At 71.4% G+C, this 18,313-nt stretch carries 12 protein-coding genes; 5 read left to right on the plus strand and 7 right to left on the minus strand.

Going from position 1 to position 18,313, the window contains the following annotated elements:
- Positions 1-327 precede the first annotated feature (327 nt).
- The 4 genes from WME76_RS23575 to WME76_RS23590 form a co-directional block, all read right to left on the minus strand.
- A complete protein-coding gene (locus WME76_RS23575) occupies positions 328-1,380 on the minus strand; it encodes a 3-oxoacyl-ACP synthase III family protein (RefSeq protein WP_437292363.1) in 1,053 nt (350 codons plus the stop codon).
- 264 nt (positions 1,381-1,644) lie between these two features.
- Complete coding sequence (gene nth / locus WME76_RS23580; RefSeq protein WP_437954536.1) at positions 1,645-2,274, minus strand: endonuclease III; 630 nt, start codon at positions 2,272-2,274, stop codon at positions 1,645-1,647.
- A gap of 6 nt (positions 2,275-2,280) precedes the next feature.
- A complete protein-coding gene (locus WME76_RS23585) occupies positions 2,281-3,036 on the minus strand; it encodes a c-type cytochrome (protein WP_437954537.1) in 756 nt (251 codons plus the stop codon).
- Positions 3,033-4,268 carry a YncE family protein gene (locus WME76_RS23590; RefSeq protein ID WP_437954538.1) on the minus strand — a complete coding sequence of 412 codons (1,236 nt, stop codon included), beginning with the start codon at positions 4,266-4,268 and terminating at the stop codon, positions 3,033-3,035. Before WME76_RS23590 ends, WME76_RS23585 begins: the two co-directional genes overlap by 4 nt.
- A gap of 278 nt (positions 4,269-4,546) precedes the next feature.
- On the opposite strand from WME76_RS23590, the gene WME76_RS23595 reads away from it, so the two are divergent.
- Positions 4,547-6,157, plus strand: coding sequence for a metallophosphoesterase (locus tag WME76_RS23595; protein ID WP_437954539.1), 1,611 nt, complete (start codon positions 4,547-4,549; stop codon positions 6,155-6,157).
- 84 nt (positions 6,158-6,241) lie between these two features.
- Here the strand turns inward: WME76_RS23595 and WME76_RS23600 are convergent, their stop codons facing one another.
- On the minus strand, positions 6,242-6,982 hold the full coding sequence (locus WME76_RS23600) for a 4'-phosphopantetheinyl transferase family protein (protein WP_437954540.1): 741 nt from the start codon (positions 6,980-6,982) through the stop codon (positions 6,242-6,244).
- Positions 6,983-7,822 carry a metallophosphoesterase family protein gene (locus WME76_RS23605; protein WP_437954541.1) on the minus strand — a complete coding sequence of 280 codons (840 nt, stop codon included), beginning with the start codon at positions 7,820-7,822 and terminating at the stop codon, positions 6,983-6,985.
- A 253-nt stretch (positions 7,823-8,075) separates the two neighbouring features.
- Between WME76_RS23605 and gltB the strand changes: the two genes are divergently transcribed.
- The 4 genes from gltB to WME76_RS23625 all read left to right on the plus strand — a co-directional run bounded on the left by gltB (position 8,076) and on the right by WME76_RS23625 (position 16,118).
- On the plus strand, positions 8,076-12,680 hold the full coding sequence (gltB, locus tag WME76_RS23610) for a glutamate synthase large subunit (protein WP_437954542.1): 4,605 nt from the start codon (positions 8,076-8,078) through the stop codon (positions 12,678-12,680).
- Positions 12,673-14,112 (plus strand): glutamate synthase subunit beta, encoded by a 1,440-nt coding sequence (locus tag WME76_RS23615; protein ID WP_437954543.1) that lies wholly within the window; start codon positions 12,673-12,675, stop codon positions 14,110-14,112. The genes gltB and WME76_RS23615 overlap by 8 nt, the downstream gene beginning before the upstream one ends.
- A gap of 9 nt (positions 14,113-14,121) precedes the next feature.
- Positions 14,122-15,117, plus strand: a complete 996-nt coding sequence (locus tag WME76_RS23620) for an MDR/zinc-dependent alcohol dehydrogenase-like family protein (protein WP_437954544.1) — start codon at positions 14,122-14,124, stop codon at positions 15,115-15,117.
- 584 nt (positions 15,118-15,701) lie between these two features.
- The gene (locus WME76_RS23625; protein ID WP_437954545.1) at positions 15,702-16,118 is read left to right on the plus strand and encodes a hypothetical protein; all 417 of its coding nucleotides are present in this window, start codon (positions 15,702-15,704) and stop codon (positions 16,116-16,118) included.
- Between the two features lie 46 nt (positions 16,119-16,164).
- On the opposite strand, the gene WME76_RS23630 is transcribed toward WME76_RS23625, so the two are convergent.
- Positions 16,165-17,481, minus strand: coding sequence for a GRAS family protein (locus WME76_RS23630; protein ID WP_437954546.1), 1,317 nt, complete (start codon positions 17,479-17,481; stop codon positions 16,165-16,167).
- Positions 17,482-18,313: the final 832 nt, after the last annotated feature.

Consider the following 18,313-nt stretch of genomic DNA (forward strand, 5'->3'; position numbering starts at 1 on the left):
GGGCGCGCGCTCCTACGACCGCTGCTCGTGTCACCGCTGCGCGTGTTGGCCGGATCTGCCGGAGAGGCGCCGCGCAGGCCGGCGTCAGGTCGACGGCGCTGCGGACGCGGGTTCGCTGCGGGCGGTGGATGAAAGGTAACAAAGGCTACGGCACGTGCAATCCGCCACTGGCGGTTCCCGTGGAAAATCGTGCGGCCTTGCGCCTTCCACGGCTTCCACGGCTTCCACGGCTTCCACCTTACTGGCCCGGTCCGGTGGCAGAGCGTGATCGGCGCCGGACTCAGCAGCTGGGTCAGGCCGGCGGCGCGCGTGCGGAAGCTCAGCCGCTCACAGCTTCCAGAGCGCGCAGCCCCAGTGCACGCCGGTGCCGAGCGCGAGGACCATGGCGAGCTGCCCCTTCTTCACCCTGCCAGCGCGCATCTCCTCGTCGAGGAGGATGGGCACCGTCGCGCCGCTCGTGTTGCCGAACCGGTCGATGTTGCTCGGGAGCTTCTCGACGGGCACGCCGAGATCCTTGCGGATGTGCTCGTTGATGCGGCCGTTCGCCTGGTGCGCCAGGAACACGTCGATGTCGTCGATCGTGACGCCCTGGGAGGCACAGAGCTCCCGCGCGGTCGCCGGGAGCTTGGTCACCGCGAACTTGAAGAGCTCGCGGCCGTCCATGCGGGGGATGTGCGCGTCGTCCTCGAACGACCCCTGCTTCCAGTAGGGGCGCGAGCGGAAGCCGCCGCCCGGAACGAAGAGGAGCTCGGCGAAGCGCCCGTCGGAGCAGATCTTGTTGGCGCGAAGCCCCGCGTCCCGGTCGGTCGCGCGGAGCACGAGCGCGCCGGACCCGTCCCCGAACAGGACCGCGAGGTTCCGGTGGCGGTCGGCGCGCTCCCGCGCCTCCGGCGTCGCGGACCTGCCGTTCTTCGGGTCGAGCGCTCCCCAGTCCTCCCAGGGCATGAAGCCGGCGTGCGCCTCCGCGCCCACGAACAGGACGGTCTTCGCGGCCCCGGTCTGGATGAGCCCGTCGACCGTCTGGAGGCCGAACAGCATGGCGGCGCACTGCTGCCGGATGTCGAGCGCCGGGACGCCGGGAATCCCCAGCTTGGCGCCGAGCAGCGCCCCCGAGCCGGGGAAGATGTAGTCCGGCGTCATCGTGGCAAAGAGGATGTAGTCGATCTCCGACGGTGAAATGCGGGCGGACTCGATGGCGCGCTTCGCCGCCTCGCACGCCAGGTCGCTCACCCCCACGCCGTCCGGCGCGTAATGCCGCTGGCGAATGCCGGAGCGCTGGTAGATCCACTCGTCGGAGGTCGTGATTACCCGCGCGAGGTCGTCGTTGGTGACTGGTTCGCCGGGCACGTAGTGCCCCGTCCCGATGATCTCAAATCCCATCTTTGCCACCGGGATGCCTTACTCGAACCGCACGCCCGCGGCGACGAGGATCCGCACCGGAGCGCGCGCGAAACGGGCGACGCCGCGGCGCGGCGAACGGCCGGCGGAACGCGCTCGCGCCCGCGTTCCTGACCTCGCCGGCGCGGTGCGCCCTGCTTGACGGCCACCGGCGCTCCGGATAGCCTGGCGCCCTTCCCGAGGGCGGGGTGCGTGTGCCAGCCGCGGCGTGCGCCGGCCGGCCGCTGGGCCGCCGGGGCGCCGCGCTCAGCGCCGTCGGCGCGCGGCCCAGCTACAGATGGGGCAACTCGCCAGGTCGTGGCGCAGCGCCGGGCAGTGCTCGCGGCCGAAGTAGATGAGCTGCAGGTGGAGCTTGTTCCACTGCTCCGGGGGGAACGTGCGCTTGAGGTCGCGCTCCGTCTCGACCACGTTCTTTCCGGACGACAGCCCCCAGCGGAACGCGAGCCGGTGAATGTGGGTATCGACGGGGAAGGCGGGGTGGCCGAAGGCCTGGGCCATGACCACCGAGGCCGTCTTGTGGCCGACCCCCGGCAGCGCCTCCAGGGCCTCGAACGAGGCGGGGACGACGCCGCCGTGCTCGCGCGCGATCCGCTCGCTCAGCGCCTTCAGGTTCTTCGCCTTGGTGGGCGCGAGCCCGACCGTCCGGATGAGCCGGGCGATCTCCTCGACGGGCACCTCCGCCATCTCCGCGGCCGTCCGGGCGCGCGCGAGGAGCGCCGGCGTGACCGCGTTGACCATCTTGTCCGTCGTCTGGGCGCTGAGCATCACCGCGACGAGCAGCGAATACGGATCCTCGTGGACGAGCGGAATGGCGGGCTGCGGGTACAAGCGATCGAGGACCTCGCCGATCCTCGCGGCTTTGTCGGCGCGCTTCACGGCGTGTCAGGGCAGCTCGTAGAACGAGAGGAGATCACCGAACTCCTCTTCGGAGAGGACCTCGAGAGAGAAAGGCGGCATCTGCCCGCCGTAGCCGAGGAACCCGCCGTGCCGGACCTTCTCGACGAAGACCAGCAGCCGGTCGGCCTCCGTGTACTCGCCGAGCGGGTGCTCGTCGAGCGTCTGGTCTGGCAGCGCCGGAGCGCGCGCGACGAGCCTCCCCTCCCCCGAGCGAGCGCGGCCGTGACACGAGGCGCAGGCGCGCTCGTGGATGAGCTCGCCCTTCTTCGGGTCCCCGGGCGGCGGCTGGCCCAGCGCGAAGACCGGCGTGAAGGGGGCGGCCTCGGCCGCCGCGCCGTCGCCGGGCAGCGACTCCAGGTAGGCGTACATGGCCTGGGCGGCCTCGTCGTCGGCGGTCCAGGGCAGGTCCTTCGTCATGAAGTAATAGAGGCAATGGTTGATCGCGGCGAGGAGATCGACCTCCTGCCCGCCCCAGTAATGTGGACGATTCACGGCGCCGGCGAGCGGGGCGCCGGGGAGCATGGCGTCCCCCGCGTCGCCGGGGATGGCTTCATGACAGGTCGCGCAGGAATAACGGTTGAAGCTCGTCTCGGCGATGGACGGGTCGCGGAAGAGCGCCGCGCCGTGCTCGACGGCGGTCGCGTCGACGATCTTCGTCTCGGGATCGCCCGGACATCCGCAGACGCCGCCGACGAGCGCCGCGCAGGCGAGCGCGGCCGCGAGGCCTCCGGGCGCCCTCACGGCGCCTCCGCCGCGACGCGCGCGAAGGCGTCGGGATAGAGGCCCACCTGGGTGTCGCTGCGCGTCTCCAGCGTCTCCGGGTCGAGCCGGAGCACCCGGCCCGGGGTGGTGGTCTGATCCCCCTCGCAGACGACGAAGAGCCCGTTCTCCTCGTCGAGGTCCGCGAGGTGCGGCCTGAAGCATTCCCCGGAGAGCTGCCGGGAGATGGCGTCGCTGTGCTCCGGATCCACGCCGACCAGCGCGATCGCGTCGGGCACCTGCGTCGGCACGTAGATGCGGCTCCCGTCGGGGGTCCACGCGACGAAGTAGGGCGCGCCGAAGAAGGGCATCGTCAGGGAATCGTCGAACGTCTCCGACGCGACATCGAAGAAGCGCACGTCCCTGCTCTTCGTGTTGCTCACGGCGATGGTCTTCTGATCGGGCGACATCGCGGCGGCGTAAGGCCCGTAGGACGGGTCGGGGCTGCGGGACGGGCTCGGCCCCACGGGCACGCGCTTCACCTCGGCGGTGGGGTCCGTCAGGTCGACGATCGCGAGGACGTCCTCGCTATAGCAAGCGACGTAGGCGCGCGCGGCGTCCGGGCGCGAGAGGACGATCCCGTGGGCGGCCCTGCAGACCGGGATGAGCACCGGCTCGGCAGAACCCGAGAGGAGGATCTTCCGGGGATCGATCACCGCGAGAGACGAGCGCTGCGCCTCGATGTCGCCGGGATTGTCGATCACGCGCTTGAGATCGAAATGAGAGACGACGAGGCGGCTGCCGTCCTCGGAGATCACGAGATCACCCGGGTTGGTCTCGACGCGCACCTGCCCGAGGACGCGCATGTCGTCGAGCGCGAGCTTCTGGACATAGCCTGACATCACGCTCTCGCCGTGGGTCGCGTGGGGGCCGATCGTGCCCGCGAGGGCAGGATACGACAGCGCGACATACACGGCGTCCCCCGAGGGGTCCACGGCCACGTGATGAGGCCCGTCGATCGTCACGGGATCGCGTCCCACGGGGTGAACGCCGAACCGCTCCCCCGTCGCGAGCGAGACGAGGGAGATCGTGTCAGAGAGGCTATCGCTCACCACCCCCATTCCCCCCTCGGGGATCTCGATGCCGGGGCGCCGGTTCGGATAGGCGTCCCCCTCGTACGCATCATAACGGGTCTCGATGATGGGATCGGGCTCGCCGCAGCTCGCCAGCGTCGCCGCCGCGAGCGCGCAGCCCAGGAATCGCGAAAGGACCATGGATGACCTCGAGAGGGAGCCCGGAGCCCCGACGCGCCGCATCCTAGCAGCCGCCGGCGCGAGGGCCGCGACATCGCCCTACCATGGCTCAGCCCGCTCGTGCGCATCCGCAGGACGCCCTGCGACGTCCTGCCGCATGACGTGAGATGCACCACGCCCGCTCGGGACTCCCCTCGTGCCCTCGATCGACGCCCGCTGTCGACAACGCTCTTACCGCCAGGATGAACATTTCTCGATCAGGTTGATCAGGCGCTGTCGTGTTGTCATGTAAGGAAGCGATGAGCCAGACACGAGCTGTGGGCGCCGGCGCGGCAGAGCACGGCAGGCCGCTGATCCCGCGCGCGCGCCGGGGCCGCCCCGCGGCGTTCTTCTTCCTTGCGCTCGCGGCCTGCGCGTCGGAGGAGTCCGTCGCGCCCGCGCCCCTCGCTGCGCCGGAGCCGCTGCCGGCGCTCCGCGGCGCGCCGCCGCTGACGACCGATCGCACCTTGATGCCGCGCTCCGCGGTGCTCGATCCGCCGGAGAGGAACCCCGCGGTGCCGGCGGTGATCGAGGCGCTGCTCGCGGAGGGCTACGGCGAGGTCGAGGTCGGGCCGGGGCAGCCGCTCGCGCCGGCCACGCTCGAGGACGCCGTGCCGCCGCCGCGGGGCCCGCGGCCGAAGCTCCTCACGCGCTTCGTCCACCTCGCGGACACCCAGCTCGCCGACGACGAGTCGCCCGCCCGCCTCGCGATCTTCGACGGGCCCGGCCCCTTCGCGTCGGCGTTCCGCCCGCAGGAAGGGCACGAGTGCCGGATCCTCAACGCCGCCGTCCGCACGATCAACGCGCTCCACCGGAGCACGCCGGTCGACTTCGTCCTGCTCGGCGGCGACAACGCCGACAGCGCGCAGACGAACGAGATCTCGTGGTTCACGGCCATCCTCGACGGCGCCGAGCGCGTCGAGTGCGACTCGGGCGCCGACGACGATCCGGTGCAGGGCCCGGGCAACGATCCCAAGGACCCGTTCTTCGCCGAGGGGCTGCTCGTGCCGTGGCGCTGGGTGACCGGCAACCACGACGTCCTGCACCAGGGGAACTTCCCGGTGGACACCCGCGCCGAGCTCGCGATCGGGAGCACGTCGGACGGCGGGACGCGCGACTGGTCGCTCCCCGGCGGCCCGGTGGTCACCGGCGAGGTCATCCCCGACCCGCAGAGGGCCTTCCTGAGCCGGCCCGCCCTGCTCGATCAGCTCGCGGCGTCCGGCGACGGTCACGGGATCGGGCCGGACACGCGCGCGTACGGCAAGGCGTTCTACGCGTTCGACGTGAAGGACACGCCCCTGCGCGTCGTCGTGCTCGACACGGCCGCCGAGACAGGCGGGCCGGGCGGCGTGATCGTCCAGGACGACGTCGATCGGTTCATCCGACCGGCGCTCGACCGAGCGCAGCACGACGGCAGGTGGGTCATCCTCGCCTCCCACCACGCGTCGCGCCTGCTCGGCGACGGCTCGTTCGCGGGGACGGGCGCGCCCACCGTGCCCGGCGCGCTCACCCCCGACGCATGGCAGGCGTTCGTGGGCGGCTACGACAACGTGCTGCTCCACCTCGCCGGCCACACGCACGTGCACCGCGTCACGGAGGTGAGGCCGAGCGGCGGGCACGCCTACTGGGAGGTCGAGACCTCCGCGCTCTCCGACTACCCGCACCAGGTCCGCGTGATCGAGATCTGGGACGAGGACAACGGCTTCCTCGCCATCCGCGGCGTCGCCCTCGACTACGCCGTCGACGACGACCCGGTCGCCGCCGAGGGACGCCGTCGCGCCGTCGTGGACGTAACATCCGGCTTCGGCCGCGACGGCAGCGGCGATCCCTCGTGGCGCAACGTCGAGCTCTCGATCGAGCGGCCGGACTGACGGCGAGCCGTGCGCGGCGCGCGGCGCTGACAGCGAGCGCACGTCGAGGCCGCGCGCCTCACGCTGGGCGACGCCCGCCGCGGCTCATCCCCGGTCGCGCAGCGGCACCGTCTCCCTCAGCTCGATCGACAGCGGCGGGTCGCTCCCCCGGCGGAGGGCGACGGCCATCATGTGCCGCGCCGACGGCCGGTAGAGCGCGAACTGCCAGGCCGCGCGGTCGTCGTCGAGCCGCGGATCGAACGAGATGCCGATCGTCGGGCCGTCGTCGAGGTGGAACGAGAAGCGGTCGAGCGGGATCGCGAGCCCCATCCCGCGCGCCTTGATGTACGACTCCTTGAGCGTCCAGTACTCGAAGAAGCGCGCCCGCTGCCGCTCCGGCGGCTGCGCGCGCAGCGCGCGCACCTCGGCGGGCGAGAAGAACCGGTCGGCGATCTCCGTCGCGCTGCTCGCGCGCTCGGTGTCCTCGACGTCGACCCCCACGTCGCGGTCCAGCGCCACCAGGCAGGCGATGAGCCCCTGCGTGTTCGACAGGTTGAACCGGAGCGGCGGCACGCCCGGCGGACCCGCGATCGCGGGCCGGCCAAATTCGTTCCGGACGAACGTCCACGCCTCGGGCGCGACGTCCGCGTACTTCGAGAGGACCGTGCGCACGAGCGCCCGCGTCAGCAGGTACTCGTGCCGGTTGTCGGCGAACAGGAAGCGCGCCTGCTGGGTCGCCTCGTCCGGCGCCATCAGCCGGTGGTACGCCGCGAGCAGGGCCTCGTCGCGGACCGCGTCGGAGAAGACGTACCAGAGGTGCGCGGCGCCAGGACCGATCTCGAGCATCTACGCCCCCGGCTGCGCCGCGGCCGCCGGCCCCGGCAGGATCTCCCTCAGGCAACTGTCGGCGGTGCGGTCGATGGGGCGCTGGCGCGGATAACCAAACGATACCTCCTCGAAACGAACACCATCGATCCAGTCGGTGCGCGGGATGTGGAGGTGGCCCGACACGACCACGCGCGCGCTGAACCGCGTGTGCCAATCGTGCGTGCGCCGCGTCCCGCACCAGATCGAGAAGCGCGGGATGTGCCGCAAGCGCACGAGCTCCTCGCGCAGCGGGAAGTGGTTGATGAGCACCGTGGGGCGCCCTCCGATCGCGGCGAGTCGAGGCTCCGTCTGCGCGAGGCGTGCCCGGCACCACGCCGGCCGGCTCTCGTGCGGGGCCGGGTCGAGCAGCTCCTCGTCCCTGCAGAGGATGCCGCTCTCCACCGCCCACGCCACCGCGTCGCGCTCGGGCACGTCGGCCGGCCGGAAGCTGTAGTCATAGAGCAGGAACATCGGCGCGAGGACGTGCGGCCCGCCCTCGCCGTCCCAAACCACGTAGGGGTCCTCCGGCGTAATCACGCCGCGGCTCCGGCACAGCTCGACCAGCCGATCGTACCGAGCCTGCCCGCGCGGCCCGCCGCGCTCACTCGGCATCGTATAGAGCTCGTGGTTGCCCGGCGCCCACACGAGCTGCTTGAACCGCGGGCCCAGCGTGTCGAGCACGTAGAGCAGGTGCTGCTCCGTCTCCCCGAGGTCCCCAGCGAGGATGAGCCAGTCGCTCGGCCGCGGCGTGACGCGCTCGAGGGCCCACCGGTTCTCCGCATAGCCGACGTGGAGATCACTGAGTGCGAAGAGCTTCATCCTAATGACACGTCGCCGGCGGACGAGCCAGCAGGCCGGCCAGCCCCACCCACAGACCACGGGCGACGACGGGCGTCCACTGCCGAGCGCCGCCGCCCTCCCCCCGTCCGGCCCCGGAGAGGGGGACCGCGCCGCCCGAGCCAAGCTCAATTTACGCCCGATTTACGCCTGATTCCTCCGGAGCTGGCGCGGCGCATTAACTAGGGCTCCAATCCTTGTGCCACCTGTGCTACGCGCGTGTGAAGTCAGCACCATGCCTCTGCCCCAACGACAAGGTCTTTACGATCCGGCTTTCGAACACGACGCATGCGGTCTCGGATTCGTCGCCACGCTCCGCCGTGAAGCGACGCACGAGGTCGTTTGCCAAGCGCTCGAGATCCTCGAAAATCTAACCCACCGCGGCGCCGCTGGCTGCGACCCCTGCACCGGCGACGGCGCGGGCGTCCTCCTCCAGATCCCGCACGAGCTGTTCGCCGCGTCCCTCGCGGCCCTGGGCATCGCGCTGCCTGCTCCTGGCGACTACGCGGTCGCGACGGTGTTCTTCTCGCAGAGCCCGGCCCGCCGCCGCCAGTGCGAGGCGATCCTCGAGGCCGCCGTCGTGCACCACGGCCAGCGCGTCCTCGGCTGGCGCGACGTCCCCATCGACGACGCGGCCATCGGCCCCGTCGCGCGCGACTCGCGCCCCGCGATCCGCCAGCTCTTCATCGGCAGGGTCGCGCCTCGCCAGTCCTTCGAGCAGGTCCTCTATGCGATCCGCAAGCGCGCCGGCCGCACGGCGCACGCCGACGACTTCTACATCGCCTCCTGCTCGTCGCGCACCGTCGTCTACAAGGGCCTGATGCTCGCGGAGCAGGTCTCGGCGTTCTACCCCGACCTCTCCGACAAGCGCACCGTGTCGCGGCTCGCGATGGTGCACTCGCGCTTCTCCACGAACACCTTCCCCACGTGGGAGCGCGCGCACCCGTACCGGGTCATCGCGCACAACGGCGAGATCAACACCGTCCGCGGCAACACCGCGTGGATGAGCGCCCGCGAGGCGCTGCTCAAGAGCGATGTGTTCGCGAACGCGATCGAGGACTTCAAGCCGATCATCCGCCCCGGCGGGTCCGACTCGTCCGCGCTCGACAACGTCGTCGACTTCCTGCTCGCGAGCGGCCGGTCGCTCCCGCACGTGATGATGATGCTCGTGCCCGAGGCCTGGGCGCTCGACCCGGACATGTCGGCCGAGAAGAAGGCCTTCTACGAGTACCACGGCTGCCTGATCGAGCCGTGGGACGGCCCCGCGGCGCTGTGCTTCACCGACGGGCGGCTGATCGGCGCGACGCTCGACCGCAACGGGCTGCGCCCCGCGAAGTACGTCGTGACGAGCGACGGGCTCGTCGTGCTCGCGAGCGAGTTCGGCGTGCTCGACATCGAGCCGGCGCGCGTCATCCAGAAGGGGCGCCTCCAGCCGGGCAAGATGTTCCTCGTCGACACGAGCGAGGGCCGCGTCGTCAGCGACGACGAGATCAAGCGCCGCGTCGCGACGCAGAAGCCGTACGCGGCGTGGGTCGCCGAGAACAAGATCGACCTGCGCGCCCTCGAGGACGTGCCGAGCCTCTACACCGTCCCGCACGCGGAGCTGCGGACCCTGCAGCAGGCCTTCGGCTACACCGAGGAGGACCTGCGGATGATCCTCGCGTCCATGGCCACGCTCGGCGAGGAGCCGGTGGGGTCGATGGGCATCGACATCCCGCTCGCCGTCCTCTCCGAGAAGCCCCAGCTCCTCTTCCGCTACTTCAAGCAGCTCTTCGCCCAGGTCACGAACCCGCCGGTCGACCCGCTCCGCGAGGAGATCGTGATGTCGCTCGTGAGCTGCGTCGGCGGCGAGGGCAACCTCCTCGAGGAGACGCCCCGCCAGTGTCGGATGCTCGAGCTGCCGCACCCGATCCTCACGCAGGACGATCTGTCCAAGCTGCGCAAGAACGTCTTCCCCGACTTCCGGGCGGCGACCCTGCCGATGTACTTCCCGGTCGACGGTGACCCGGAGGACAACCTGCGCACCGCGCTCGCGAAGCTGTGCAAGGACGCGAGCCGCGCGATCGCCGACGGCGCGAGCATCCTCATCCTCAGCGACCGCGGCATCGACGAGACGCTCGCCCCGATCCCGAGCCTGCTCGCGATGGGCGCCGTGCACCACCACCTCATCAACGAGGGGACGCGCACGCGCGCCGGCATCATCGTGGAGACCGGCGAGGCGCGCGAGGTCGGCCACATGGCGCTGCTCATCGGCTACGGCGCGGGCGCGGTGAACCCGTACATGGCGTTCGAGTCGATCGCGGCGATGTGCCGCGACAGGACCCTCGGCGACCTCTCGCCGTCCGCGGCGAGCTCGCGGTACGTGAAGGCGCTCAAGAAGGGCATCCTGAAGATCATGTCGAAGATGGGGATCAGCGCGCTCTCCAGCTACCAGGGCGCGCAGATCTTCGAGGCGATCGGCATCGATCAGATCATCATCGACGCGTACTTCACCGGCACGGCGTCGCGCGTCCGCGGCGTCGGGCTGCGCGAGATCGCCGAGGAGACGCTCGCGCGCCACCAGGCGGCGTACGGCGAGCGGGCGCGCGCGCACCTCGACGTCGGCGGCCACCACCACTTCCGCGTGTTCGGCGAGCGGCACCTCTGGACGCCGCAGTCGATCTCGACGCTCCAGCGGGCGGTCCGCCTCAACGACGCGAAGAGCTACGGCGAGTACGCGGCCGTCATCAACGAGCAGCAGGAGCACCCGATGTCGCTCCGCGGCCTGTGGGACTTCAGGCCCGCGGGCCCGCCGGTGCCGATCGAGGAGGTCGAGCCCGCCGCCTCGCTGGTCAAGCGCTTCGCCACCGGCGCGATGTCCTTCGGGAGCATCTCGGCGGAGGCGCACGAGACGCTCGCCATCGCGATGAACCGCATCGGCGCGCGGTCGAACACGGGCGAGGGCGGCGAGGACCCGTCGCGCTTCCTCCGGCTCTCGAACGGCGACTCGAAGCGGAGCTCGGTGAAGCAGGTCGCCTCGGGGCGGTTCGGCGTCACCGCCGAGTACCTCGTCAACGCCGACGAGCTGCAGATCAAGATGGCGCAGGGGGCCAAGCCCGGCGAGGGCGGCCAGCTCCCGGGCCACAAGGTCGACGCGGTGATCGCGAAGGTGCGCCACTCCACGCCCGGCGTGACGCTGATCTCGCCGCCGCCGCACCACGACATCTACTCGATCGAGGACCTCGCGCAGCTCATCTTCGACCTGAAGAACATCAACTCGAAGGCGCGCATCAGCGTGAAGCTCGTCGCCGAGGCCGGCGTCGGCACCATCGCCGCGGGCGTCGTCAAGGCGCACGCCGACGTCGTGCTGATCAGCGGCGACTCGGGCGGCACCGGCGCCTCCCCGCTCACGTCGATCCACCACGCGGGCGTGCCGTGGGAGCTCGGGCTGGCCGAGGCGCACCAGGTGCTCGTGATGAACGGGCTCCGCGGCCGCGCCATCGTGCAGACCGACGGCAAGCTGATGACCGGCCGGGACGTGGCGTTCGCCGCCCTGCTCGGCGCCGAGGAGTTCGGCTTCTCCACGGCGCCGCTCGTCGCGACGGGCTGCATCATGATGCGCAAGTGCCACCTCAACACCTGCCCGGTCGGCATCGCCACGCAGGACCCGGAGCTCCGCAAGAAGTTCACGGGTGCGCCGGAGCACGTCATCAACTTCTTCTTCTACGTGGCGGAGGAGCTCCGGCAGATCATGGCGAGCCTGGGCTTCCGCACGCTGACCGAGATGGTCGGGCGCTCCGACTGCATCGTGCAGCGGCGCACCGGGCTCCACGCGAAGGCGAGGAAGATCGACTGCTCCGAGGTGCTCTACCGCCCGAAGGAGGCCCTCACGAGCCCGACCCACTGCGTCGAGCTGCAGGATCACAAGATCGATCGGGTGCTCGATCTCAAGCTGATCGAGCAGGCGCGCGCGACCATCGACGGCGGCCCCCCGGTCGTCATCGAGACCCGCGTGCGGAACTCGGATCGGACGCTCGGCGCCATGCTGAGCGGCGAGATCGCGCGCCGCCACGGCGGCGCCGGGCTGCCCGAGGACAGCATCGTGGTGAAGTGCGCCGGCAGCGCCGGCCAGAGCTTCGGCGCCTTCGCCTCGCGCGGCATGACGATCGAGCTCGAGGGCGACGCGAACGACTACGTCGGCAAGGGCCTCTCGGGCGGCGTTGTGGCGGTGCGCCCGCCGCGCGAGGCGCCGTTCAAGGCGGACGATCAGGTCATCGTCGGCAACGTCGTGCTCTACGGCGCGACGGGCGGCCGCGCGTTCTTCAACGGCCGCGCCGGCGAGCGCTTCGCGGTCCGGAACAGCGGGGCCACCACCGTCGTCGAGGGCGTGGGCGACCACGGCTGCGAGTACATGACGGGCGGCACCGTGATCATCCTCGGCACCACCGGCCGCAACTTCGGCGCCGGCATGAGCGGCGGGCTCGCCTACGTCTTCGACGAGGACGCGCTGTTCGAGGCGCGCTGCAACAAGGAGATGGTGGCGCTCGAGACGATGACCGCGGCCGACGCCGAGTCGGTGCGGGCGCTGCTCGAGGAGCACGTGCGGCGGACGGGCAGCCGCAAGGCGACCGAGCTGCTCGACTCCTGGCAGGCCGTCCTGCCGAAGTTCGTGAAGGTCGTCCCGAGCGAGTACCGGCGCGCCCTCGAGGCCGCTTCCGCGCCCGCGACCAACGGGGCGGACGCGACCAGCGGGATCGTGTCGCTCCTTTCACCCTCCACCCCCTACGTTTCCACTGGACGTTACATCCCCGCCAACGCGGGTCCCGCGAGCACGGGAGAGAGGTCGGCCGCCCATGGGTAAGGTACGAGGCTTCCTCGAGATCCAGCGGGTCGACATCAAGAAGCGGCCCGTCTCCGAGCGTTTGAACGACTGGCAGGAGTTCGAGCTCCCGATCCCTGACACCGAGCTGCGCGATCAGGCAGCGCGGTGCATGGACTGCGGCATCCCGTTCTGTCACGACGGCTGCCCGCTCGGGAACCTGATCCCCGACTGGAACGATCACATGTTCCGCGAGCGCCTCCCCGAGGCGATCGCGGCGCTCGACGCGACGAACAACTTCCCCGAGTTCACCGGGCGCGTGTGCCCGGCGCCGTGCGAGGCGGCGTGCGTGCTGAACATCGAGGGAACGCCGGTCACGATCAAGAACGTCGAGCGCGGCGTCGCCGATCGCGCGTTCGAGCGGAACCTGATCGTGCCGGTCGTCGCGAAGCAGCGCACGGGCAAGAAGGTCGCGGTGATCGGGTCGGGGCCCGCCGGCCTCGCGGCCGCGCAGCAGCTCGCGCGCAAGGGGCACGACGTGACCCTGTTCGAGCGCGACGATCGCATCGGCGGCCTGCTCCGGTACGGCATCCCCGACTTCAAGATGGAGAAGCACCTCATCGACCGGCGCATGGAGCAGATGCAGGCCGAGGGGGTGACCTTCCGCACGGGCGTGAACTGCGGGGTCGACATCACCGGCGACGCGCTGCGCGAGCAGTACGAGGCCATCGTGCTCTGCGGCGGGGCGCGCCGGCCGCGCGACCTGCCGGTGCCGGGCCGGGAGCTGAAGGGCGTCCATTTCGCGATGGATTTCCTGACCCAGCAGAACAAGCGGGTCGCCGGCGACGTGATCCCCGACAGCGAGGCGATCCTCGCGACGGGCAAGCGCGTGGTCGTCATCGGCGGCGGCGACACCGGCTCGGACTGCCTCGGCACGAGCCACCGCCACCGCGCCGCGCACGTCACGCAGCTCGAGCTCCTGCCGCGCCCGCCGGAGCAGCGCTCCCTGACGAACCCGTGGCCGGCGTGGCCGCTCATCCTCCGCACGTCGTCCTCGCACGAGGAGGGCGGCGAGCGGGACTGGTCGGTCTCGACGACGGCGTTCCTCGGGGACGAGCGCGGGCACGTCCGCGCGCTCAAGGCGACGCGGGTGAGCCTGGAGGGCGGGAAGTTCGTGCCCGTCCCGGGGAGCGACTTCGAGATCCCGTGCGAGCTCGTCCTGCTCGCGATGGGCTTCGTCGGCTCCGAGCGCGAGGGCCTGATCGAGCAGCTCGGCGTGGAGATGGACCAGCGCGGCAACGTGAAGGCCCCGGGCGGGCGCACGAGCGTGGAGGGCATCTTCGCCGCGGGCGACATGTCGCGCGGCCAGAGCCTCGTCGTCTGGGCGATCGCGGAGGGGCGCAAGGCCGCGGACGCGGTCGACGCGTACCTGATGCAACCGGCGAGGCGCCGGCTGGCGCTGGCGGCGAGCTAGAGCTCGCCCGTGCGCGCGCTGGTCTGGGACGGCACGGTCGCGCGCGTCGTCGACCGCGAGCCCCCCTCGACCACGGCCGGCATGGCCGTGGTCGAGGTGCGGTGCGCGGGCATCTGCAACACGGATCTCGAGATTGTCCGGGGGTACATGGGCTTCCGGGGCACGCTCGGGCACGAGTTCGTCGGCGACGTCGTGGACGGGCCTGCCGCGTGGCGGGGTCGCCGCGTGGTGGGGGAGATCAACTTCGCGTGCGGCCGCTGCGGCACCTGCGCGCGCGGGCTGGGGCGGCACTGCGCGGCGCGCACGGTGATGGGCATCGTCGGCGCGGACGGCGCGCTGGCGGAGCGCGTCGCCGTGCCCGTCGCGAACCTCCACGCGGTCGACGACCGCGTGGACGACGAGGAGGCGGTGTTCACGGAGCCGCTCGCAGCGGCGTTCGCGATCCTGGAGCAGGTGCGCGTGGCGCCGGGCACGTCGGCGCTCGTGTTCGGGGACGGGAAGCTCGGCCTGCTGATCGCGCAGGTGCTCCAGCAGGCGGGCGCCCGCGTCCTCGCGGTCGGCAAGCACGAGGAGAAGCTCGCCTTGCTGTGCGCGCGGGGCGTCGCGACCGAGGTCCTTCGCCCCGAGGCCACGGGCGAGGCGGACGCCGGCGCGGCGTCTCGCCGGGGCGCGTGGGCAGGCGAGCCGGCCGAGCTCGTGGTCGAGGCCACGGGCACGGCCGAGGGGTTCGCGAGGGCGGTCCGCGCGACCCGGCCGCGCGGCACGCTCGTGCTGAAGAGCACGGTGGCCGGGCTCTCCAGCGTCCACCTCGCCGAGCTCGTCGTGCACGAGATCACGGTCGTCGGGTCTCGCTGCGGGCTGTTCGAGCCGGCGCTGCGCGCCCTCGAGGACCGCAGCATCGACGTCCGCTCCCTTGTGTCTGCACGGCTCCCGCTCGAGCGCGCCGCGGAGGCGCTGCAGGCCGCGGCGGCGCCAGGCGCCCTCAAGGTGCTCGTCACGCGCTGAGCTCGGGCCGCGGCTCTCCGGCAGCCTGGACCTGGGCACGGAGACCAGCGCGGCGCGCCCTTCGCCCTCGGCGAGGTCGGCTGTCGCTCGACGCCGTCCCTGTGTTCTTCACCTCGTCGACAGGCAGGTCTCCTTCATTTCTATCTTCCCGCGAGAACCTCCGGCCCATGTGCTCGCCCGTCCTCTCTCGCGCCACCACGCCATGAGTTCCGTGCAGCACGGCAGCGACATGTCATGCACGCCGTGCATCCACGCACGCGTCCGCAGAACGACGGAGTTGCCCAGCGCCCAGGGGAACGGACGCCGCCCCAGATCGCTGGGTACGACGTCGTGACATGAAACAATCGAACCAGACGCAGAGAACCTCCGTGTCTTCGTGACGAAATTCCCCGGCAGCCGTAAGTCCTGTGAGCAAACCCGAACAGCCGCGAGGAGCCGCAGGCCTCTCATCGGAAGGCGCCTGCTCGGCTCTGCGCGCCGGGATGCGGGAGGCCCCTCGGCGCGCGCCGCAGGAGAATTTCACGCAGCCAACAGGAATAGATCCTGGTAGGAGTCGCACGTTGCGGCAGGGATCAGGAGCAGCGATGAGCGCCAAGGACAGCCCACACCACCACGGCCGTCGAGCGGACGATCTGCGCGAGGCCCGGCAAGCAAGGGAGAGCTGGGAGCAGCAGAAGCTACGGGAGCTCGGCCTCGATGACGTCGAGGTCGATGCGTCGATGTTCTGTCTCCATTGCCGTCGTGAGATGCTGGAGCGGCTCGCGCGGGCGCAGGCGCGCGGCTCTGTGCTCTTCGATATGGTCAGGACTCATGGCCTGAGCCCGCTCCCTCCGCGCGACGTCGCGCCCGAGGCCGAGGGCCTTGTCGGTCGCACGCCGGAGCTCCTGCCGGGCGCAGGCGCCATGCTCTCGCGCAGGCGCCGCGCCTCGTGGCTCGTCCTTGCGGCCGTCGCGATCGGCGCGCTGATGCTCTGGGCGGCGCTCGCAAGCCTGAGGCCTTGAGGGCCCGCGCCGCTCGCATCGCCTGCGTTTCTCGGCAGGGGAGCGCTCAGCCGGCCCGGCGGAACAGCCCGGAGATGAACCGCGAAGGCGGCGGGACCTGCCGCGGCCGCCACGCCGACGCGGCCACGATGGACACCCCGTTGCGCATGAGCAGGAGCGCCGGCTCGTCCGACCGGACGTCGAACCCCTGGTTCAGGCGGAGCCCTCCGCGCACCAGCGGCTCGTGCGGCGAGACGCGCAGCGGCTCGAAGCCGTTCATGCGGAGGCGGCGCTGCCAGGCGCCCCGGCGCTCGTGCCGCTCGACCCGCGCCGCCCCCTCCCCCACCACCACGTTCATCACCTCCTGCCCGAAGAAGACCTGCTCGATGGTCTCGCGCGCGGCGATATGCGGCGGGAGCAGCGCCTCGAGCGCCTGGAATACCGCATAGTAATGGCCGATCGCCTCGGACAGCCGCGGGAGGAACTGGAGCGCGTTGTGCTCCACGTCCGGCTCGACCAGCGTCAGCACGCGCGGCGACAGCGCGCGGATCCTGGTGAGAATGGTGTCGCGGTTCGCGGTGGGGTGCACCGACGCGTCGGGCACGTGGTGCAATGCGAAGGCGGCGTTCACGGCGATCGGCGCCGCGGAGCGCGCCGCGATACGGGCCCAGTCGACGCGCTCCACCGAGGAAGCGACGCCGTGGAACTCGAAGGGGACGTTCAGCCGCTCCGCCCAGCCCCCGATGAACGCGCCCGCCCAGCGCAGCCGCTGCTCGGGATCAGGGCCCCGGCACGGCAGGTCGATCCCGGTGAGGCGGACCCGCGGCGGGCCGCCCGGCCGCGACGCCAGCCGATGTAGCAGGAAGGGCCACTGCGTCCCGCCACCGACGCCGATGTCGATGACATGGACCTCATCCTCCCCCTGGAACGCCTCGACGATGGCCGCGTTGGCGCTGAGGTAGCCGAACCGGATGAGCGGCGTCGCGTGCACGAGGAGCTGAAACGCCGCGAGCATGTCCCGCGGGCCGGCGCTGCGCAGGTACAGGTTGCCGTCGCCGGAGCGATCTCCGTCCAGGCGGGCGAGCAGCGCCCGGCCGAACACACCCGAGATGCGCTCCGAGGCATCCCCCGTATCGGGCTCTGCCCGCAGGATGCCCTCCACGAGGGCCCGCGCGCGCTCGCGGTCTCCCACGTCGATCGCCTCGCCCGCCGCCAGGAGGCGGCTCAGGAACGGCCGGCGTCGGGAGTGCGTCTGCCGGGTTCCCGAGCTCGGCTGCTGCCCCGCCCCGGGTGCCGAGGCGGCGCCGCTCGCGGGCCCCTCGACGTGCGCTCCCGGGCCGACAGGCGCCTCTTCGGACGATGCGTATCTACGGATCGCGGTCATGGTGTCCAGGGCTGTTCAGCCAGGAGGCCCGCCGTCCTGGCTGGGCTCTCCGCGATCAGCCGATTTCAAGCGCGAACGCATGAGGTCGACCACCTCGCAGGAGCCGGGGGTTTCAATGTTCGCTGACGTCGCTGCGGGAGAGCCCGACGGCGAGCAGGGGAGCAGGCGCTCCGCTTCAGAGCGCACGCGGCGAGGCCGCGAAGCGCGGCGACCGCCCGTGACGCGATCGGATGGAGCTCGCACGAGGGCCCGACAAGCAACTCCCTGTACTTGTTCATCGATGAAGCCGCCCGCTTGGTCAAGCCCAAGATGGTCATGTTGCGTGGCGCTGCCTTCCTCGTGTCCCTCGCGCCACGCGAGCCTCCTGGCGGCAGACGTAGGCGCGCGTGGGCGTCCGACGAGGGCGCCGCGGCCCCGACGCAGGTGGATATCCCCCGCCGCGCGACACGCGCGGTCTCGAGCACGCGGGCCGCGCGTGTCGCGCGCGCCGACTCGAACACACCGGCCGCGCGACGCGCGCGTGGACTCGAACACACGGACCGAGCGCGAGGCACAGCATACCGGGCACATCACCGCAGCTCTCTTGATGGCGCGTCGCGATGGCGCAGCGCGCGCTTCGACCTGGCGCGCCGCGCGCGCCGGACGCGTTGACTTGACCGTGGTCGTGACAGCACCGTCGCCGGGGACGGGGCTTACACACCATATTACATCCTGCATAACGGGGTCTGTAAAGACCTTGTACATGGCTGTACGGTCGAATCGCGCCGGCGCCGCGTCGCCGGATGAAGGCAACCCTGCGACGACCGGGCTCGTCGTCGCCGAGAGAGCGCGC

Origin of the sequence: Sorangium sp. So ce119, assembly GCF_051524405.1 — a bacterium.
GTDB classification, from domain to species: domain Bacteria; phylum Myxococcota_A; class Polyangia; order Polyangiales; family Polyangiaceae; genus Sorangium; species Sorangium cellulosum_G.